The following is a 20,322-nucleotide window of genomic DNA, read 5'->3' as shown; positions in this document are numbered from 1 at the left end:
AGATCACACACGGATATGGCTGATTACGTCTATACCATGTCGCGAGTGGGAAAAATCGTCCCACCTAAGCGTCAAATTTTAAAAGATATTTCACTAAGCTTTTTCCCTGGCGCTAAGATCGGTGTCCTAGGTCTAAACGGTGCCGGTAAATCAACACTACTTCGCATTATGGCGGGTATCGATACCGATATCGAAGGTGAAGCGCGCCCTCAAGCTGGTCTAAAAATCGGTTACCTTCCTCAGGAACCAATTCTAGATGAAAGTAAAACGGTACGTGAAATCGTTGAAGAATCAGTGTCTGATGTAAAAGAAGCACTGATACGTTTAGATCAAGTATACGCAGCTTACGCAGAACCTGATGCAGATTTTGATGCACTTGCAAAAGAGCAAGGCGACCTTGAAGCGCTGATCGAAACTAAAGATGGTCACAACCTTGGTATGCAACTTGAGCGTGCAGCAGATGCCCTACGCCTACCTGACTGGGATGCTGTGATTAAGAACCTATCGGGTGGTGAGCGTCGCCGTGTCGCGATTTGTCGTCTACTGCTTGATAAGCCTGACATGCTTCTACTGGACGAACCAACCAACCACTTAGATGCAGAATCAGTGGCATGGCTTGAGCACTTTTTGGTTGATTACAACGGTACTGTTGTGGCTATCACGCACGACCGTTACTTCCTTGATAACGCGGCAGGTTGGATTTTAGAGCTTGACCGTGGTGAAGGTATTCCATGGCAAGGTAACTACACCTCTTGGCTTGAGCAAAAAGATGCGCGTCTAAAACAAGAAGCTTCTCAAGAGCGTGCACTACAAAAAACCATCGAGAAAGAGCTAGAGTGGGTTCGTCAAAACCCTAAAGGCCGCCAAGCGAAATCGAAAGCACGTATGGCACGCTTTGAAGAGCTAAGCACTAACGAACACCAAAAGCGTAATGAGACTAACGAGCTATTTATTCCGCCAGGTGAGCGTCTAGGTGATAAAGTTATCGAAGTGAAAAACCTGACTAAATCGTTCGGTGATCGCGTATTAATTGATGACTTATCATTCAGTATGCCTAAAGGTGCTATCGTCGGTATCATCGGTGCTAACGGCGCGGGTAAATCAACGCTATTTAAAATGCTAAGTGGCACAGAGCAACCTGATTCAGGCACGATTGAGCTAGGTGATACGGTTAAATTGGCATCGGTTGATCAGTTCCGCGATAGCATGAACGACAACAACACGGTTTACCAAGAAATTTCTGAAGGCGCTGATATCATCAAGATCAACAACTTCGAAATTCCTGCACGTGCTTATGTCTCTCGTTTTAACTTCAAAGGCAGTGATCATCAGAAACGCATTGGCGATCTCTCTGGTGGTGAACGTAACCGTGTTCACCTTGCAAAGTTACTGAAAGCAGGCGGTAACGTATTACTGCTCGATGAGCCAACCAACGACCTTGACGTTGAAACGCTACGTGCACTTGAAGAAGCGCTACTAGAGTTCCCTGGTTGTGCAATGGTGATCTCGCACGACCGTTGGTTCCTCGACCGTGTAGCAACCCATATTCTTGACTACCGTGATGAAGGTCAGGTGAGCTTCTTTGAAGGTAACTTTACTGAATACACCGATTGGTTGAAGAAAACGCTGGGCGCTGATGCGGCAGAACCACACCGTATTAAGTACAAGCGTATTGCTAAATAAGCGCTAAACCAATAACAAAAATATAAAGAGCAACTTCGGTTGCTCTTTTTTATTTCTTAATAAAAACAGGGGAGATAAGACTATAAAACCGTATAGCTGTTACACAAATGAGAGTAAGGTAACTAGCAATAATTGTTCTGAACACATAGACTCTAACTTCAGAAATTGCTCAATGTGTCTTCTTTTATGATGTTTAATATAAAATCGTTTACTACAAAACTACGTAATAGTAATAAAAAAACATTACTGACTAACCATTTTCGTTATATCGCCCTATTTCTATTTTGTAGCGTGCTTATCTACAGTACACAAACCATGTTTGAGCTTTATGTCTCAGCCCAACACTCCCACCAGCAACTTTCTAAACTACAAAACCAAGCCTTAGAGCTCAGTGCATCATTATCTGAAGAAACCGCATTAAATCAAACGTTGAAAGCGACAATAGAGCAAAAAAAACAAGTATTAAAAATACTGAATCAGCGTATTGATGACATGGAATATGTGCTGGGATTACATGAAACAAATAAAGATCTTAATCTTCAAGAACGCGTTAATACTGCAGCGATTGATTCGGCGATGAAAGCAACACTGTTTCAGCTTATTCCTAATGGTAAGCCCACCCCGAATGTACAATTAACATCGGGATTTGGTACTCGTGTACATCCCATTACCAAACAACGAAAAAGGCATGATGGCTTAGACTTTGCGGCAAAAAGAGGTACGCCGATTTATGCCCCTGCCGATGCTGTAATAGAGAAAGTGAATAAAAGCCAACGTGGTTATGGTAATCAGCTAATCTTAAATCACGCTATGGGGTTTGTATCGACTTACTCTCACATGAGCAAATTTAATGTCAAAGCAGGGCAATTTGTTAATAAGGGTCAATTGATTGGCTGGACTGGAAATTCAGGTCTTTCAACAGGTCCCCATCTCCATTATGAGATCCACTTTTTAGGTAAACCATTAAATCCACGTCCCTTTGTCGATTGGGATATTAAAAGTTTCGACACCATCTTTAAAAAAGAACCCAATGTGCAATGGGCATCCTTACTCAACACAGTTGGTAGTATGGTTGAGATGCAGGTACAGCTTGCTTCTCAAAATCATGAAGCTATGTTTCAAACCGTTAATCAGCCGAAATCAAACCCAAAACAAGCCAACACACCTTAACGGTAAGCTATAACGAAAAACGAGAGGCACTGCTCTTTACTCAAAAGAAACACCTCTCGCTTTTTCATTAATTGATCAGATCTAACAGTTCATGAATGGTTTTGATAGGCGTAATCTTCGCCCCTAAGCCTTCCATCGATTTATGGTAGTTACGAAAAGGGATAAAAATTTCGGTAAAACCATGCTGCGCTGCTTCTTTTACTCGAGGTACACCACTATCAATTGGGCGCACATCACCGTTAAGACTAAGTTCACCCATAATGCACGTAGTACGTGGTACCACAAATTCATTAAGGCTACTTAACAACGCAGCCACCAGCGCCAAGTCAATACAGGTTTCTGACTCGTCAATTTTCAAACCACCAACAATATTAAAAAAGGTATCGTGGTAAATCTTAGTCTTCGCATGTTTACGTAAGATCCCCGTTAGCATCTTAATCCGGTTCATATTCAACCCCACACAAACACGCTGTGGAAATTCACCTTCAGTTTCAGTGGTTAAACACTGGATCTCTAACAATAGATTACGGTTACCTTTTCGAATACAGGTAATAGCAGAGCCTGAAGATTCCGTTGTTGAGCCAGATAAAAAGATCTCACTTGGGTTATCAACACTGAGCATACCTCGCTCTGTCATACGGAAAATACCTACCGTATCAACATCACCAAAACGGTTTTTATTGGCGCGCAGGGTACGTACTTGACCATCATTAGTATCAATGTGCAGCAGAGAATCGACAATGTGAACAAGCGTCTGAGGACCGGCAATTTCATTATTTTTATTCACATGCGCGATCAAAAACATCGTCACATTATTTTGTTTACAGTACTGAGTTAATGCTTGCGCTGCCGCCTTTACTTGCGATGGCGAACCCGGACTACCATTGGCAAGTTCTGTTGATACTGCCTGAATGGAGTCAATTACCGCAAACTTGATTTGCTTTACTTCAAGCTCTGCGATGATCGCTTCAACACTGGTTTCCGCCATCAGATATAAATTATCTTCATTGCAATTTAGCTTGAGGCGATTTACACGATTCTTAAACTGCGACAGTGATTCTTCTGCAGTACAGTAAAGTGATGGCATCAGCTGTGACATCCGAGAAACCAGATCTGACAATAGCGTTGTTTTACCTGCTCCCGGATCACCAGAAATAATATTCACTGATCCCGTTGTTAAACCACCACATAACACACGATCAAGCTCGCCAATGCCCGTTAGCATTTTTTCAGCTTCAACGGTTTCAACTTCATTAAGCTTTTTCGAACCGCCCCCCACAACACCCGCATAGCCGCCAATACTTGAACGTGCCGAGCTACTGGTTAATCCAGATTTGGTGTTAGGGATCGTAAATTCAGTGATCGTATTCCACGATTTACATCCAGAGCACTGACCTTGCCAACGAGCAAAGTCCATCCCACAATCACTACAAACATATGCTCGTTTTGCTGCTTTTGCCATTCTTTACCCTAAATGTCTAATCCATCGAATAAACCAATATTATTCAATGTAAACCTCAACTTAAATATGAATTTTTGTTACTTTTCATTAAACTTTTATCACCATCAGCAGATAATACTATCAGTGAATCTTTTAACAGAAAATAAAATGCAGTTGGACGATTACAAAGCACTCATAGAGCAACTACTACCTGCTTATGGAAGTGAAGATTTCCACCAAGTTTTTGATAGTTTAACCAGTAATGAATCAGGGCCAATCAAACTCCGTATCAAAATGGAAATTAATCGGTTAATGACCCCGTGCAAAAAAATCATTGATTTACGTGGTCGCGTAAAAGGTCAGTGCCGCTCTTATACTTTTAATGGTCAAACCCATTGGCTCGATGATGTTGCTATTAATATTCTTCACCGTCGTAGTAAAGTCTTCAATAATCAATATTGCGTTGGTCTCTATGAGGCCTTGGTGAATACGCATAATAATTTTAGAGAATTACATCAACAAGGTGAGCGTGCAACATCGACGGAGAAAAAAGCAACCACCGAGTTATTTACTGCTAATTTGATCCGTTTTGGTCATTATCTCCATCGGGAAGAAAATCGACTACAAATTAGTACACCAGTAACTATCAGTATTCCTTTCAATCAACAGATCTGGGGAATGACGACGGATCTTTCGTCATCCGGAGCGAAGTTTAAAGTCCCCTCAGCCTTTAGCTATCGATTAGGGCAAACTATTGATGCTTACTTCCCACAATTGGCAGAAATACACAATGAGCCTCTTTTAGAGCAATCTCATCGCTACCGTGTATTAGGTATTGATGATAACCCTGAAGACGCTAGCTTTAAATGGCTTCGTCTTATTGCGCTAAGTGAAAATGAAGCGTTAAAAAAACTGATCGTCACAAGTCAAAATAAAGGCATACTCCGCCATCGAAATAATCATGAAGATAAAATTATTCAAGCGCGTACCCAAGGCTATGAACATTGCTTTCTTAAACATACCGTAGGGCTACCTCTCTTTTTCTCTGATACTGAGCTTAAATACGCTTTACTGACCGATCACAACCGTTATTTATGGCAATACTGGCATGATGAACGTAATCAACCCGTGATCAATCAATTATTATCAGAGCAGCGCATTGCTTCACTAGGACATAAAGGGCTAAAGCAATCTAGCACCTTAATTTATTGCTTCCATCACGATCATCAAGGTCAACGCTATTTTTATTCTGCCGCCTTACCTGAAATGGACCAAGAGCAGCGCCGTATTTTTTGGCAATTAGGCTCGCACCGCGATAGCTGGCGAGTAATGCGGTTAACGGTTTACCCTTTACGTCAACAAGAGCTTGAAAAGCTCAATGATGTTGCTCCCGAAATGATTGAGAAATTTCAAGATCTCACCCATGTTGGGGTTCTGCAAGATATCACCCATAAAAATACCCAATCAGATTATCGTTTAACGCAGAAATCAACATTATCGAGCCAAGCGATCAATCCTTTTAGGCATCCGAAAAATCCGGTTTGTTTAGCTGAAGCGATCCATTTTGATCCAAAACCTCAACGCAGTGAATCACGTTTTAGCTATAAAACAACGATCTCGTTATATCAACAAGGGCAATTAATTAGCCATGGTCAATCGATCGACTTTTCGAGCCGTGGACTCAATATTAATCTTGATACGCCATTTCGCTGTAAAAAAGATGATCCCGTTGCGATTAAATTTGAGCAACTACAGCGCTTAGCTAAGCTCGATATCTTAGGCCGAATGCCCTATCAAGTGATTCGTACGAGCCCTAACGGAAAAAATATCCAACTTACGATACGCGATAGTCAAGAATCACGTGTAGGTGAAAAGTTTTTACGTAAACTCATTAAAAATAATGAAGAAAAGTTTGCCCTTTGTGAGGAGCAACTTCCCTCTCCTGCTATGTTGCTTGCTATGCACCAAATGCTATTAACGCGTTTAAATAGCATTCCTTATTTTGCCGAAAAAATAGATCACAAAATAAAAGTCAAAGCTGTTGGATCGAACTTTCCATTGTCGCCACTCGCTGATATTTTTTATCAACTAGGTGATCAAAAACATTTTGAACTTGGCTTATTGTTTAAGCGTCGAGTAAAAGAAATGTTAGCGTATCCAATGCGTCCTATCGAGAATATACGTGAACCTTATGTTAATGAACTCTATATCGCTTTTGAGCAGATTGATGGCAAGATAAAACAGATAACAGTCAAAGCCAGCTATGAGTTTGATAGCGTTGAAGAGCGTATTCGCTTTATCTCATTTGCACGTAAAAGCGGAAGCTTTATCGCTATTCGTGTCACAGCTTTACCTGTTTTTAATCCTTTAACAGCGTTAATTGGTGAGAAGCTCAGTGAATTAGCCCGTTTAACTCTCCATCGAGCACGAGCTTTAGAAGCAGAATTTATTTCTTTGATCGGTTGTGGCGAAATATTTGATATAACAGATGAAGTGTTAGTTCGATTAGAGATCAGCTAATAATGCGACTCTTTATCCATTAAAAAAGCCGTTGATGGTTTCTATAATAAATAGAGACAATCAACGACTTTTTATCTATATCTAAATGATTTACCAGCTTAGTCGTTGTGGTACGAGTGATGCTGATAAGATACATAAAATACCACCAAGATCCGCATGGCGGATCACTGCTGGTGCTTGTTGTTCAACTTTCGGTTTCGCGTGATAAGCAATCCCTAAACCTGCCGCTTTCATCATCACCAGATCATTTGCTCCATCGCCCACAGCGACCGTATTGTGTAGTTCGATATCATATTGCTCAGCAAGACCTTGCAGGATATTTGCTTTTGCTTGCGCATCCACCACATCACCAAGAACATTCCCCGTTAGTTTACCATCAACGATTTCTAGTTGATTCGAGAACGCCCCTACTAAATCTAACTCTTGCTGTAAATAATCAGAGAAATAAGTAAAGCCGCCAGAAGCAATTGCTACTTTCCAACCATAGGCATGCAATGTTGCCACCACTTCACGCATCTCAGGCATAAAAGGTAAATTTTCTTTTACTTGGGCCAAGATCGCTTCATCAGCACCTGCGAGTGTACCAACACGTTGGCGCAAGCTCTGCTCAAAATCAAGTTCACCTTGCATCGCACGCTCTGTTACTTCAGCAACTTGCTCTCCAACGCCGGCTAACTTAGCGATTTCATCAATACATTCAATTTGAATTGCGGTAGAGTCCATATCGAAAACGACTAACCCTGGTTCAGCTAACTCAGGAAGATCCGAAAGTTGGAAGTAATCTAATTGTAATTCAGCCAGTGTTTGTTCTGCTTGTTCAGTAAGATCATTAGCGATCGTGAAAACATCATAAGATCCCACTTTCCAGCCAGCCAGTAATTGAAGATCACCGTGTACCGCACTGTTTAATAATTCAATATCATAATGGCTAATATTTTTCCCATAAAATAACCATTGCGCTTGGCGTTTATCACCATTGGTTACTGTTAATAGTTGTGGGAAACGTTTATACAGCGTGGGGTGTTTTTTTATTTTCAGCACGTACTCAATATCCATATTATTTATCCTAAAAGTAACTTATTGCTATATTACGATGATTTAAATGGCAATATCATAATAATGGTGCAACTTGTCGCTACTTCTTTACAAACTACCGATACAGATAGTGAAGAGCAACCCAAAAATGTTACTAAACTGTAATAAAACATAGTTAATTTTCACTTACTTATCTTAAATAAATACAATAAAAAGAGTAATTATTTATGACTAAAAATCAGTAAATATATTTAAAATATTGTTTTTATTAACAATAAATCAAATAAACGGGGATATTCTTAACCACTCCATTATCGTGTAAAATACCACCAGAACACAGCAAAGGTTAACTCGATGATAAAGTGGAAAAAGAAACGCTGGCAACATCTAGGACGACTTTCTGTTCTCCTATTATGTAGCTTGGCATTAATTGGAATGCTGGAATACGGCGCGCTCTTAACCCAGCGTAATTACCAAATGCTAAGTGAACAAACTCAAACATTATCACGCATGTTAGTACGACAAGCGGCAGAAAATGCAGCCAGTGATATTACGGATAATAACCAAGATAAATTGCAAAAGTTGGTTAATAACTTATCCGGGGAGTCTTTAATTTTAGACGCTACTATCTACAATATTGAAGGTTTGACCTTGGCAAAAACAGACAACTCGATGCCATTGCCACAACTAACTGGACTATCAACACCGCTTGCGATGGCAAGTATTGGTCGCCAGCAAATTGTTGAGCCTATTTTTGCAAATAAGCATGTGATTGGTTTTGTTCGTATTACGCTTGAGCACAATAAATTGTTAGCTAATGCCAAAGACCAAATTCATTATATGACCCATATTATTCGAGGCTTAACACTGGCTTCATTGATGATTGGGTTGTTGCTTGCTTTTACCTTTGGTCGCAGAAAAGACATCTGGCACTTTCCGTTTTTTCTTACGGCAAACGCGAAAGACTAAATACGTTTGTTAATCACAGACAAATTAACAAGATAAAAAAACGGAAACAGCGAGCTGTTTCCGTTTTTTTGTGCTTAATCAGTAAAGATTATGCTTCTGCATCACCTAGGATCACAGAATCTAACGCGATTTCGATCATCTCATTGAATGTCAATTGACGCTCTTCAGATGTTGTTGCTTCACCACGTAGAATGTGATCAGAAACAGTACAGATAGTTAATGCTTTTGCACCAAACTCAGCTGCAACACCATAGATACCAGCCGCTTCCATTTCAACGCCAACGATGCCGTACTTATCCATTGTTTTGAAAAATTCAAAATCAGGATTGTAGAACAGATCCGCAGAGAAGATATTACCCACTTTAACTGGAATACCTTTCGCTTTAGCTGCATCTACCGCATTTTGTACCATGCCGAAATCAGCAATCGCTGCAAAGTCATGACCGCCAAAACGAATACGGTTTACTTTAGAATCTGTTGATGCACCCATACCGATAACAACGTCACGTAGCTTAACGTCATCACGTACTGCACCACAACTACCCACACGAATGATCTTCTTCACACCAAAATCTTTGATTAATTCTGTTGCGTAGATAGAACATGATGGAATACCCATACCGTGACCCATAACAGAGATCTTACGACCTTTGTAAGTGCCCGTGAAGCCTAACATACTACGTACATTACATACTTCTTTTGCATCATCTAGGAAAGTTTCAGCGATGTATTTAGCACGAAGCGGATCGCCCGGCATTAAAACTACATCTGCAAAATCACCCATTTCAGCATTAATATGTGGAGTAGCCATAGTTGTATCCTTTTCCTATTTTTAGTTAGCTGTCAGTGTTAAAAATTAATCACTAACGTTTAGCTAAACATGCTGTGATTGTTTGGCATTATAAAGTGGAAAATGCTAAATAATCATGCTTTTTTTATGATAAACAAGGGTAAATAAGATTTACCCTTGTTTTAATTTGAGTTATAGAAACGACTTACCGTATTCCATATCAGATGTTCCAAAGTACTCCGCTAGGCTCTGACCAATATCAGCAAAGCTTTCACGTAAACCTAATGAACCCGGCTTAACTTTAGGACCCGATACCAATACTGGAATGTGTTCACGGGTATGATCTGTGCCTGGCCATGTTGGATCACAACCATGATCGGCGGTGATGATCAGTACATCGTCATCTTGAAGTAACGCTAAAATCTCAGGTAGACGACGATCGAAGTACTCAAGCGCAGCCGCATAACCCGCAACATTTCGGCGGTGCCCATAAGCTGAATCAAAATCAACAAAGTTGGTAAATACGATAGTGTTGTCACCCGCATGTTTCATTTGTTCTAGTGTCGCATCAAATAAAGCAGGAATACCTGTCGCTTTTACTTTGCTTGAAATACCACAGCCTGCATAGATATCGGAAATTTTACCAATCGATACCACTTCACCTTGTTTTTCATCAACAAGTTTTTGCAGCACTGTTGCAGCCGGTGGCTCAAGTGATAAATCACGACGATTACCCGTACGTTCAAATTGACCTTTACCCGCACCGATAAATGGACGCGCGATAACACGACCAATGTTGTAATCTTCTAGCTCTTCACGGGCAATTTGACAAAGATCTAATAGGCGATCTAAACCAAATGTCTCTTCATGACATGCAATCTGAAATACTGAGTCAGCAGACGTATAGAAGATTGGTTGACCCGTTCTCATGTGCTCTTCGCCCAAATCATCAAGCACTTGTGTACCTGATGCATGACAGTTACCTAAGAAATCGTCTAAGCCTGCACGAGCAAGAATGCGATCGGTTAGTTCTTTAGGAAAACTGTTTGCTTTATCGCTAAAGTAACCCCATTCAAACAATACAGGTACACCTGCAATTTCCCAGTGACCAGACGGTGTGTCCTTACCTGAAGAAAGTTCTTGAGCATGACCATAAGCACCAGTGATCTCAGAGTTTGGATCCATGCCTTCAGGGAAGCTACCGCATGATTCTTCACACGCTTTTGCTAGTCCGAGTTTGGTTAAATTAGGTAAGTGTAATGGACCGTTGCGATCGCCGTTATTTGCTTCGCCACGTGTACACGCCTGTGCTATGTGACCAAAAGTATTTGCACCTACATCACCAAATTTATCCGCATCTGCAGAGGCACCAATACCAAAAGAATCTAGCACTAAAATAATTGAACGTTTCATTGTTACTCCATTACACATCTTGTTTGCTGATACGACGGTAAACTTCAGGAGTCGCTTCCGGTTTGCTCTCATTCACCGTAATATTACTGCGAATCGCTTTCGCTGCTTCTTCCCATTGCGCTTCAGTACGAGCATGTACCATTGCAAGAGGGGTATCGGCGTAAACTTCCTCACCTAAACGGATCATGTCACTAAAGCCAACCGCATAGTCAATATTATCGCTAGCTACACGACGACCACCGCCCATACCAACAACCGCCATACCTAAGCCACGCGTATCCATAGCATGAGCAAAACCCGTTGTTTCCGCAAATACTGGTTTTACAATCTCTGCTTTCTCTAAATAGTTGTCATAGTTTTCGATAAAATCAGTAGGGCCACCTAAGCCAGCTACCATTTTACCAAACCGCTCAGCCGCTTGACCGTTATCTAATACAGCCTGCAGTTTTGCACGCGCTTGTTGGGTATCAGCTGCTAATTTACTGATCACTAACATTTCTGCACACAGTGCCATGGTTACTTCAAACAAACGAGGGTTACGGTAATCACCGGTTAGAAACTGTACCGCTTCACGTACTTCAACAGCGTTACCCGCACTTGATGCTAATACTTGGTTCATATCCGTTAACAATGCAGAAGTACAAGTGCCAGCACCATTTGCAACAGCTACAATTGATTTTGCAAGATCTTCCGATGCTTGGTAAGTTGGCATGAAAGCGCCAGAGCCCACTTTGACATCCATCACAAGATAATCTAGGCCAGCCGCCAATTTCTTCGATAAAATAGAAGCGGTAATAAGCGAGATATTATCAACCGTCGCGGTTACATCACGTGTTGCGTACACACGTTTATCCGCTGGTGCTAAATCGCCTGTCTGACCAATAATCGCCACACCGGCTTCTTTGGTTACTTTACCGAAGACTTCATTGGTTGGTGTGATGTTATAACCTGGAATAGCTTCTAATTTATCTAATGTGCCACCCGTATGACCTAAGCCACGACCTGAGATCATTGGCACGTAACCACCACATGCAGCAACCATTGCACCTAGCATCAGCGAAGTGACATCACCTACACCACCTGTTGAGTGCTTATCAACAATAGGACCATCAAAGTGCATGTATCCCCAATCAATCACCATGCCTGAATCACGCATCGCACACGTTAAGGCAACACGCTCATCCATTGTCATATCATTAAAATAAATCGCCATTGCAAATGCGGCGATTTGGCCTTCAGAGACGGTATTTTTCGCTACACCTTGAATGAAAAAGTTAATTTCATCGGCGCTTAATTCAATATTGTCACGTTTTTTACGAATGATTTCTTGAGGTAAGTACATGCTGGTCCTCTTTTTTTAATTCAGCGAAGTAGGGATTACCAATGCTTTAATTATTTTTCATTTTGCTTTATTTCTAAATTTTAGGTGCAAAAAAGGCAACAACCACGAAAGTGCAGTGCTGGAAAAGCCAATTAAAGAATTAGTACGACATTAATAATGCCGCCAGAGAGTTAAAAACAAGGTGGCATTTCACCACCTTGTTTATAAAGGATTAGTAGCCGCCTTGCGCCGCTTCTTCACCTTCACCTAATGTGTGTAACAGATTAGCAAGTAAGCTCGATGCACCAAAACGGTAATGACGACTATCAGCCCACTCAGCACCAAGAATATCATCAGCCATTGCTAGGTATTGCTGTGCATCTTCAGCTGTGCGAACACCACCAGCAGGCTTAAAGCCAACAGTTTTAGCAACGCCCATATCTTTGATCACGTTAAGCATGATTTGCGCATATTCTGGTGTTGCATTAACAGGCACTTTACCAGTTGATGTTTTAATAAAATCAGCGCCTGCTTTAATTGAAATTTCAGATGCTTGCTTAATTAACGATTCGGTTTTTAGCTCACCGGTTTCGATAATGACTTTAAGCAGTACGTTATCGCCACATGCAGCTTTACATTGCTTCACTAGTTCAAAGCCAATGTCTGCATTACCAACCATAAGTGCGCGGTATGGGAATACTACGTCTACTTCGTCAGCACCGTAAGCCACTGCCGCTTTGGTTTCAGCAACAGCAATCTCAATATCATCATTACCGTGTGGGAAGTTTGTTACCGTTGCAATACGTACATCTGGAGTACCTTGCTCACGTAGTTGCTTTTTCGCTACTGGGATAAAGCGAGGGTAAATACACACTGCTGCAGTATTACCAACCACTGTTTTTGCATTATTACAAAGCTCGATCACTTTTGCGTCAGTGTCGTCATCGTTCAGTGTTGTTAAATCCATTAATTTAAGTGCACGTAGTGCAGCAGTTTTTAAATCGCTCATGACTATCTCCAGTCGTAATATTACATTTAAAGCGCTTAGCTATAAGGCTCTAATATCAGTATAAACGAAGGTAAAGCGCTAATGATTATTCATTAGGCTACCGAATGCAGTAAGAACTACTGCAACAAATGAGCGGACTTGATTCCTTGAAGTTTCAGTAAGTGCATACTTACTAAATGACTTATCCCTATTCCCACGCAAGAGCCGATCAACTCGTCCGCTCTTACAAATAGCTATATTTGTTAGGTTCAATAATAGCAAGACTGCCGTCTTTAGCCTATTAAACTTATGTTTCCACCAGTGGATAATGTGTTTACTAAAATAGAGAATTAGAAACAGTTAATGAACACTTTTTTACGTCATTATATTGCTTCTGATCCTGATATTACCTGTATCCACACACTCATAATCTGTGGCATAAGAATGGCAGAGTGGAATATAAGAAAAGGGAACGCAATCGATTTTATGAAGTTAATTTAGAACAATAGCCATAATGTTTACTTTTACTGTTGATTACCTTTTATAAACAAAAATATTAGGCATAAAAAAACGCCCCAATTTTCATTGAGGCGTTCTTCTTTATTCGGTTATCTCTACAATTACATTGCTAAAGAGATAAACAGACCAGCAATCGTTGCAGACATTAAGTTAGATAATGTACCAGCTGCTACTGCCTTCATACCAAAGCGAGCAATCTCTGCACGGCGACTTGGAGCAAGGCCACCTAGGCCACCCAGTAGGATTGCAACCGATGATAGGTTAGCGAAACCACATAGTGCGAATGAGATGATAGCTTTAGTCTTCTCAGTCATTGCAACACCTGTTTGTGCCACAACCATACCGCCATCAGCAACGTCTTTTAAGTACGGTGCAAAGTTTAAGTAAGCAACGAATTCGTTAACAACAATCTTCTGACCAATGAATGAACCCGCCACTTGTGCTTCACCCCATGGAACGCCGATAAGGTAAGCCAATGGTGCGAAGATGTAACCTAGAATAAGTTCAAGAGTCAGCTCAGGCATACCGAACCAACCACCGATACCACCAAGCATACCGTTAATTAGAGCAATCAAACCGATGAACGCTAGAAGCATTGCACCTACGTTTAGCGCAAGTTGCATACCTGATGATGCGCCTGCTGCTGCTGCATCGATAACGTTAGCTGGCTTTTCAACGCCTTCTTCGTCGACACCTGCAATCTGCTCTACAGGCTGCTCTGTTTCTGGCTTAATGATTTTAGCAAACAATAAACCACCAGGGGCTGCCATGAATGATGCTGCAATTAGGTACTCTAGCGGAACACCCATTTGTGCGTAACCTGCAAGTACACCACCAGCAACTGACGCCAAACCACCACACATTACGGCAAATAGCTCAGACTGAGTCATTTTAGGAATGAATGGACGAACAACTAGCGGCGCTTCTGTTTGGCCAACAAAAATGTTTGCTGTCGCTGACATAGATTCAGCGTGAGAAGTACCCAATACTTTGCGTAGACCACCACCAAGGATATTGATAACAACTTGCATCACACCTAGGTAGTAAAGAACACTGATCAACGCGGAAAAGAAAACAATAACAGGAAGAACGCGTAGTGCGAATACAAAGCCGCCACCACCGAACACTTCAAACATTTTGTCCGATGTTAGACCGCCAAAGAGGAAATTGATACCGTCATTACCATAAGCAATAACATTAGCAACTGCCTGAGACATGCCATATAGCACATCACGACCCACTGGTACATAAAGAACAAATGCACCTAATAAAAATTGGATAGCGAATGCGCCTCCAACAGTACGTAGATTAATTGCTTTACGGTTGTCTGATAGTAGAACTGCAATAAGTAGCAGTACAACCATCCCAACCAGGCTCATAAACATGCTCATGGTTTATGTCTATCCTATTAAGTTAAGTTTGGCGTCTCGACAATTCGGCTCTTTAAGAGTCCGGCGCATTATACGCATGCAATCGCTAACAAAGTAATGCCATCATCACAGTTTTATAGCCACAACCATGCAAGAGTTTCTCGGTCTGTGATCTTGCTCACAAGATAGCCAGACCAAAAAGCAAACGTTTTACGCAATCGGTTGCGTTTTGCACCAAGATCACGATGGAATTTTAAAAAGTTCATGTGCCGTTAAGGTTGTCGCCTCAGTTACAGACTCGATACTTATCCCTTTAAGAGATGCAACAGACTGCGCTATATAGGCGATTCTTTCCGGTCTGTTCGGCTGACCTTGAAAGCTATAAACAGGCATATCAGGCGCATCAGTTTCTAACACAATCTCAGAAAGTGGTATTTTCGTGATAGTCTCTCGCGTTTTTTTCGCTCGCTCATAGGTAATAGTGCCGCCAACACCAATTTTTAAGCCGAGATCTATTAATTGAACCGCTTGCTGGTAACTGCCACTAAACCCATGGTAAACCCCACCTTGAGATGGAGTTTTCGCTTTAATGGCTCGCATTAATTCTGGAAAAGCTTTACGGCAATGCAAAATAATCGGCAGCCGATAGATATTAGCTAACTGTAATTGTGTTTGTAACCATGTTTGTTGTAACTCTCTATCAACTGTTTCAATCGTAAAATCTAACCCGCACTCACCCACAGCAACACATTTTGAATGCGGTTGTTTAACGGCCTCTTTCAACTCAAAATTTAAACGCTGACAAAAATCACTAGTATGCTCAGAACTAAAGAAAGGATGGATACCCAAACCGTAATAAAGTGCAGGATAGCGCTGACATAACTGCTGTACTTTAGCCCAATTCGATAGTCCTACCGTTGGGATCAAGATCTGTTTAACTCCTCCCTCCTGCGCCAAAGACAATGCTTGCTCTGGGTCATCATTAAAGGGAGGAAAATCAAAATGGCAGTGGGTATCTATCATAAATATTCCTGTCGTAACTAATATGTTGATAGTGGTGATTCAATATAAGCTTAATGATTATTTCCACCTACTCTTAATGATTCTTATACACCTAGATTGAGTCTCGCGCTAAAATCAGCGACAATAAGCGACAACTCACTCCATTCATTCTGTTCTGTTGCTTTGCTTGATGTAATACGGCAGCAACGGAGTACTTTTATTAAAAAAGAACACGCTAATGTCGCAAACTCAGTTTCAGGGCGAAGTATCAAAACGTCGTACTTTCGCAATCATCTCTCACCCCGATGCGGGTAAGACCACCATTACTGAAAAAGTACTGTTATTCGGAAACGCTATCCAAAAAGCAGGTACAGTAAAAGGCCGTGGTTCAAACCAACACGCCAAGTCAGACTGGATGGAGATGGAAAAAGAACGTGGTATCTCGGTAACTACATCTGTGATGCAGTTCCCATATAACGAGTGCCTAGTAAACCTTCTTGACACTCCAGGACACGAAGACTTCTCTGAAGATACTTACCGTACCCTAACCGCTGTTGATTCATGTTTAATGGTTATCGATGCGGCAAAAGGTGTCGAGGATCGTACCCGTAAGCTAATGGAAGTAACCCGTCTACGTGATACACCTATTGTTACTTTCATGAACAAATTGGACCGTGATATCCGTGATCCAATGGAGCTTCTTGATGAAGTAGAAAATGAATTAGGTATGGCTTGTGCCCCTATTTCATGGCCTATCGGTTGTGGTAAGGAGTTCAAAGGTGTTTACCATATTCACCGTGATGAAACGATCTTTTATAGCACAGGTCAAGGCCACACAATTCAAGATCAACGCATCATTAAAGGGTTAGAAAGCCCAGATCTTGATGAAGCAATTGGGACAGAGCTTGCTGAACAACTTCGTGAAGAACTTGAGCTTGTGATGGGCGCATCAAATGAATTTGATGAAGAATTATTTTTAGCCGGTGAACTAACCCCCGTATTTTTCGGTACAGCGCTGGGTAACTTTGGCGTTGACCACATGCTTGATGGCTTAACAGCTTGGGCGCCAAAGCCTTTAGCACGCCAAGCTAATGAACGTGAAGTTGAAGCAACGGAAGAGAAATTCTCTGGCTTCGTATTTAAGATCCAAGCCAATATGGATCCTAAACACCGTGACCGTATTGCCTTTATGCGTATTGTATCGGGTACTTACACTCAAGGTATGAAGATGAACCATGTTCGTACTGGAAAAAATGTAAGTATTTCTGATGCGGTAACATTTATGGCAGGTGATCGTTCTCGTGCAGAAACGGCTTATGCCGGTGATATTATTGGCCTACATAACCACGGTACGATTCAAATTGGTGATACCTTCACTCAAGGTGAAAGCCTGAAATTCGCAGGTATTCCTAACTTCGCGCCTGAATTGTTCCGTCGTATTCGCCTTAAAGATCCACTAAAGCAAAAGCAGCTATTAAAAGGTCTGGTACAGCTTTCAGAAGAAGGTGCCGTACAGGTATTCCGTCCACTACAAAACAACGATTTGATCGTTGGTGCGGTTGGTGTACTTCAGTTTGATGTGGTTGTTGCCCGTCTTAAAGCTGAATATAATGTTGAAGCGATCTATGAAGGCGTTAACGTAGCAACTGCGCGTTGGGTTGAGTGTAATGACGTGAAAAAACTCGAAGAGTTTAAGCGTAAGAACCAATCAAACCTTGCACTCGATGGTGGCGATAATCTCTCTTATATTGCACCAACTATGGTTAACTTAAACCTTGCAAAAGAGCGTTTCCCTGAAGTTGATTTCCGTGCAACTCGTGAGCACTAATCACCTCAGCTAGATAGAACAAAGCCGAGCATCACGCTCGGCTTTTTTATATCACTTAATCACAGATTTTGGACTTAGCCAAAAGGCATAAACATATACGCCATGATCAAGGCATCTTCACGCCCATTTTCCGTTGGGTAGTAATCAATACGGCGATTGGTTTCATTAAAGCCAGTTGCTTCATAAAGTTTATACGCACCAGTGTTACTCTCACGAACTTCTAACCAGATCTCTTCCGCTTGCTTGGCTTCTAACGCATCAATAAAACCATTGAGTAACACCTTGCCATATCCCTTTCGTTGATGAGTAGGATCAATTGCAATATTTAACAGTGTTCCTTCACCCGCCACTAATTGACCAAAGCAGTAACCTACTACCTGCTCATCAACAACTAACACATAATTAGCAGCAATACGATTTGGCTCTTTACGGATCATCGACTCAGCCCATGGAAAAGCATGAGCTACTTGTTCAATACGCCAAACATCATCAACATGCTGGGTGCCTAATGGAATAATTTTATACGTCATAACTACAGATCTGTTGCCATAATGCTTTCTTCGATGAAGGATCATTATGCATTAAGTGTAAAGATACGGAATTTAATACCTGACAGCCTGCAGGGTGAACCCCTTGGCAACCCGCAAACCAGCACCATGTAAAGTGATGCTCACCGACTTGCTCAACGGCTTCAAGCGGTAAGCATAATGCTTGTTCTGGCGTTAATTTCATACTGCTCAGGATCCGTCCGAAAAGCCAAGCGTCATGCTCATTAAGTTCATCATTAGTTATCAGTAGTAACTTGCAATCTTCAGGTAAATCGATAACTGGGATCTCTTGATTGGGAAATATTTCAGGTTTTCTAACCTGCCAATAAGTGAGGCCCATTTCTTGTAGAACCTGAATATCACGCTGTTTCATTCCACACCTGCTATCTTTTCTATCAATCACAGCATGCCTGAGCACGCTATGAGGATCTATGAGCGCAGATCCTACCAAATTACGTATCGGTTGTACTCATAAAGTCTTACTCAAGACGGAGATAAAAAATACCGACTCAAGGCCGGTATCTCTCTCATATAAAATCAAGTTAATCGTGATAACGTTGTGCTAATTCATTGGCTGCAATAACCGCTTGGTACACTTGCTCCGCACTCACAGTAACAGGCATATTACTCATTGAATTACTTGGAGAACAGGCAATATCAACAATCTGACGCCAATCATCTTCAACCCATTCATTAATACCAAAATCAGCTAATGTCAGTGGTAACCCTGCCATTTTGATCACGTAAATAACATTCTCGATTTCTTCAATATCGGCTTTTTCTAATACCAATTGTACTAATAAGCCAAATGTTACTTTTTCACCATGTTGAATATGTTTAAATTTCTCAAGTGACGACATGCCATTACAGATCGCATGTGCACACGCAATGCCGCCAGATTCTGCCGCCACACCACTTAAATACACAATGGCTTCTACCATCTCTTCTAATGCCGGTGTAACTTCCTGACGACGGACGGCTTCCATCGCCATTTCAACATTATCGACAATCAGCTCATAACACATAAGAGCCATACCAAGTCCGGTACGTGACACACGTTTTTGTACCAGATTAAGTCCTGCGGCATAACAACAAGCACGCGTTTCAAAAAAGGTCGCTAGCGCATCACCAATGCCTGCGGCAAAATATTTTTCCGGGGCTTGAGCAATAATACGAGTATCTGCTAATACCACATCAGGGTTTTGCGGTAATAACAAGTAACGATCAAATTCACCGCTCTCTTTATAGATAACAGATACCGCGGTACAAGGTGCATCACTTGACGCAATTGTTGGGAAGATCACCACAGATGCATTGCTATAATGCGCAACAGCCTTTGCCACATCCATGGTTTTACCACCACCAATACCAACAACAACATTTGCATTTTGTGCTGTTACTATCTTACGTAAACGTTCAATTTCGTTATCACTACATTCATACTGGAATTTCTCGCAATATGTCTTGATCCCCGCGAGTTCTAAACAAGGCACCGCTTCTTGTTGAACGCGATCTAAAATGAAATCATCACAAATCAATAAGGCATTATTGCCAAAGTCTTTTATAAAAGCATCAAGTTGAGAAAGTAAATCTTGACCAATAATGAATTTTTTTGGCGATGTGATGCTGCGAGGGATCATCGGTGACAGTCCTAATTATATTTATATAAGTAACAAATTATCACGATGTAGTAATTAGCTATATGTGGAAATTAGATATCTTACT

16 protein-coding genes are annotated in these 20,322 nt (G+C 41.3%); 5 read left to right on the top strand and 11 right to left on the bottom strand.

Annotated features, from left to right (window positions below; genetic code table 11):
* Nucleotides 1–15 precede the first annotated feature (15 nt).
* Together ettA and SKA34_RS14255 are read left to right on the top strand one after the other, a co-directional pair.
* Nucleotides 16–1,683 (top strand): energy-dependent translational throttle protein EttA, encoded by a 1,668-nt coding sequence (gene ettA, locus SKA34_RS14260; protein WP_006646233.1) that lies wholly within the window; start codon nucleotides 16–18, stop codon nucleotides 1,681–1,683.
* 186 nt (nucleotides 1,684–1,869) lie between these two features.
* The gene (locus SKA34_RS14255) at nucleotides 1,870–2,853 is read left to right on the top strand and encodes a M23 family metallopeptidase (RefSeq protein WP_006646232.1); all 984 of its coding nucleotides are present in this window, start codon (nucleotides 1,870–1,872) and stop codon (nucleotides 2,851–2,853) included.
* Between the two features lie 67 nt (nucleotides 2,854–2,920).
* Here SKA34_RS14255 and radA read toward each other — a convergent pair whose 3' ends face one another.
* Nucleotides 2,921–4,315 (bottom strand): DNA repair protein RadA, encoded by a 1,395-nt coding sequence (gene radA / locus SKA34_RS14250; protein WP_006646231.1) that lies wholly within the window; start codon nucleotides 4,313–4,315, stop codon nucleotides 2,921–2,923.
* 147 nt (nucleotides 4,316–4,462) lie between these two features.
* Between radA and SKA34_RS14245 the strand changes: the two genes are divergently transcribed.
* Complete coding sequence (locus SKA34_RS14245) at nucleotides 4,463–6,814, top strand: PilZ domain-containing protein (protein WP_006646230.1); 2,352 nt, start codon at nucleotides 4,463–4,465, stop codon at nucleotides 6,812–6,814.
* A gap of 90 nt (nucleotides 6,815–6,904) precedes the next feature.
* Here the strand turns inward: SKA34_RS14245 and serB are convergent, their stop codons facing one another.
* Nucleotides 6,905–7,870 (bottom strand): phosphoserine phosphatase, encoded by a 966-nt coding sequence (serB, locus tag SKA34_RS14240; protein ID WP_006646229.1) that lies wholly within the window; start codon nucleotides 7,868–7,870, stop codon nucleotides 6,905–6,907.
* A 333-nt stretch (nucleotides 7,871–8,203) separates the two neighbouring features.
* Between serB and SKA34_RS14235 the strand changes: the two genes are divergently transcribed.
* Nucleotides 8,204–8,818, top strand: a complete 615-nt coding sequence (locus SKA34_RS14235) for a YtjB family periplasmic protein (protein ID WP_006646228.1) — start codon at nucleotides 8,204–8,206, stop codon at nucleotides 8,816–8,818.
* Between the two features lie 88 nt (nucleotides 8,819–8,906).
* On the opposite strand, the gene deoD is transcribed toward SKA34_RS14235, so the two are convergent.
* The 6 genes from deoD to SKA34_RS14205 all read right to left on the bottom strand — a co-directional run bounded on the left by deoD (nucleotide 8,907) and on the right by SKA34_RS14205 (nucleotide 16,242).
* Complete coding sequence (deoD, locus tag SKA34_RS14230) at nucleotides 8,907–9,629, bottom strand: purine-nucleoside phosphorylase (protein ID WP_006646227.1); 723 nt, start codon at nucleotides 9,627–9,629, stop codon at nucleotides 8,907–8,909.
* Between the two features lie 171 nt (nucleotides 9,630–9,800).
* A complete protein-coding gene (locus SKA34_RS14225; protein WP_006646226.1) occupies nucleotides 9,801–11,021 on the bottom strand; it encodes a phosphopentomutase in 1,221 nt (406 codons plus the stop codon).
* 10 nt (nucleotides 11,022–11,031) lie between these two features.
* Entirely contained in the window at nucleotides 11,032–12,363 is a 1,332-nt protein-coding gene (gene deoA, locus SKA34_RS14220) for a thymidine phosphorylase (protein ID WP_006646225.1), read from the bottom strand.
* Nucleotides 12,364–12,574: 211 nt separating this feature from the next.
* Nucleotides 12,575–13,351, bottom strand: coding sequence for a deoxyribose-phosphate aldolase (deoC, locus tag SKA34_RS14215; protein ID WP_006646224.1), 777 nt, complete (start codon nucleotides 13,349–13,351; stop codon nucleotides 12,575–12,577).
* A gap of 599 nt (nucleotides 13,352–13,950) precedes the next feature.
* On the bottom strand, nucleotides 13,951–15,240 hold the full coding sequence (locus SKA34_RS14210; protein ID WP_039860563.1) for a NupC/NupG family nucleoside CNT transporter: 1,290 nt from the start codon (nucleotides 15,238–15,240) through the stop codon (nucleotides 13,951–13,953).
* Nucleotides 15,241–15,459: 219 nt separating this feature from the next.
* Nucleotides 15,460–16,242 carry a TatD family hydrolase gene (locus SKA34_RS14205; RefSeq protein ID WP_006646222.1) on the bottom strand — a complete coding sequence of 261 codons (783 nt, stop codon included), beginning with the start codon at nucleotides 16,240–16,242 and terminating at the stop codon, nucleotides 15,460–15,462.
* Nucleotides 16,243–16,459: 217 nt separating this feature from the next.
* Between SKA34_RS14205 and prfC the strand changes: the two genes are divergently transcribed.
* Complete coding sequence (prfC, locus tag SKA34_RS14200; RefSeq protein WP_006646221.1) at nucleotides 16,460–18,049, top strand: peptide chain release factor 3; 1,590 nt, start codon at nucleotides 16,460–16,462, stop codon at nucleotides 18,047–18,049.
* A 74-nt stretch (nucleotides 18,050–18,123) separates the two neighbouring features.
* Here the strand turns inward: prfC and rimI are convergent, their stop codons facing one another.
* From rimI to SKA34_RS14185, 3 genes are all read right to left on the bottom strand, one after another.
* Nucleotides 18,124–18,579, bottom strand: a complete 456-nt coding sequence (gene rimI, locus SKA34_RS14195; protein WP_006646220.1) for a ribosomal protein S18-alanine N-acetyltransferase — start codon at nucleotides 18,577–18,579, stop codon at nucleotides 18,124–18,126.
* The gene (locus SKA34_RS14190; protein WP_006646219.1) at nucleotides 18,569–18,970 is read right to left on the bottom strand and encodes a DNA polymerase III subunit psi; all 402 of its coding nucleotides are present in this window, start codon (nucleotides 18,968–18,970) and stop codon (nucleotides 18,569–18,571) included. The genes rimI and SKA34_RS14190 overlap by 11 nt, the downstream gene beginning before the upstream one ends.
* 169 nt (nucleotides 18,971–19,139) lie before the next feature.
* On the bottom strand, nucleotides 19,140–20,237 hold the full coding sequence (locus SKA34_RS14185; RefSeq protein WP_006646218.1) for a glycerol dehydrogenase: 1,098 nt from the start codon (nucleotides 20,235–20,237) through the stop codon (nucleotides 19,140–19,142).
* Nucleotides 20,238–20,322 lie beyond the last annotated feature (85 nt).

The organism is Photobacterium sp. SKA34 (assembly GCF_000153325.1).
Lineage (GTDB): Bacteria > Pseudomonadota > Gammaproteobacteria > Enterobacterales > Vibrionaceae > Photobacterium.
Note: the sequence above shows the minus strand (reverse complement) of the source record. Positions and strands in the feature narration are given on the sequence as shown.

Excerpts from the sequence above, each read along its gene's own strand:
- ettA (WP_006646233.1), top strand. The coding sequence starts at position 16 with ATGGCTGATTACGTCTATACCATGTCGCGAGTGGGAAAAATCGTCCCA.
- SKA34_RS14255 (WP_006646232.1), top strand. The coding sequence starts at position 1,870 with ATGATGTTTAATATAAAATCGTTTACTACAAAACTACGTAATAGTAAT.
- radA (WP_006646231.1), bottom strand. The coding sequence starts at position 4,315 with ATGGCAAAAGCAGCAAAACGAGCATATGTTTGTAGTGATTGTGGGATG.
- SKA34_RS14245 (WP_006646230.1), top strand. The coding sequence starts at position 4,463 with ATGCAGTTGGACGATTACAAAGCACTCATAGAGCAACTACTACCTGCT.
- serB (WP_006646229.1), bottom strand. The coding sequence starts at position 7,870 with ATGGATATTGAGTACGTGCTGAAAATAAAAAAACACCCCACGCTGTAT.
- SKA34_RS14235 (WP_006646228.1), top strand. The coding sequence starts at position 8,204 with ATGATAAAGTGGAAAAAGAAACGCTGGCAACATCTAGGACGACTTTCT.
- deoD (WP_006646227.1), bottom strand. The coding sequence starts at position 9,629 with ATGGCTACTCCACATATTAATGCTGAAATGGGTGATTTTGCAGATGTA.
- SKA34_RS14225 (WP_006646226.1), bottom strand. The coding sequence starts at position 11,021 with ATGAAACGTTCAATTATTTTAGTGCTAGATTCTTTTGGTATTGGTGCC.
- deoA (WP_006646225.1), bottom strand. The coding sequence starts at position 12,363 with ATGTACTTACCTCAAGAAATCATTCGTAAAAAACGTGACAATATTGAA.
- deoC (WP_006646224.1), bottom strand. The coding sequence starts at position 13,351 with ATGAGCGATTTAAAAACTGCTGCACTACGTGCACTTAAATTAATGGAT.
- SKA34_RS14210 (WP_039860563.1), bottom strand. The coding sequence starts at position 15,240 with ATGAGCATGTTTATGAGCCTGGTTGGGATGGTTGTACTGCTACTTATT.
- SKA34_RS14205 (WP_006646222.1), bottom strand. The coding sequence starts at position 16,242 with ATGATAGATACCCACTGCCATTTTGATTTTCCTCCCTTTAATGATGAC.
- prfC (WP_006646221.1), top strand. The coding sequence starts at position 16,460 with ATGTCGCAAACTCAGTTTCAGGGCGAAGTATCAAAACGTCGTACTTTC.
- rimI (WP_006646220.1), bottom strand. The coding sequence starts at position 18,579 with ATGACGTATAAAATTATTCCATTAGGCACCCAGCATGTTGATGATGTT.
- SKA34_RS14190 (WP_006646219.1), bottom strand. The coding sequence starts at position 18,970 with ATGAAACAGCGTGATATTCAGGTTCTACAAGAAATGGGCCTCACTTAT.
- SKA34_RS14185 (WP_006646218.1), bottom strand. The coding sequence starts at position 20,237 with ATGATCCCTCGCAGCATCACATCGCCAAAAAAATTCATTATTGGTCAA.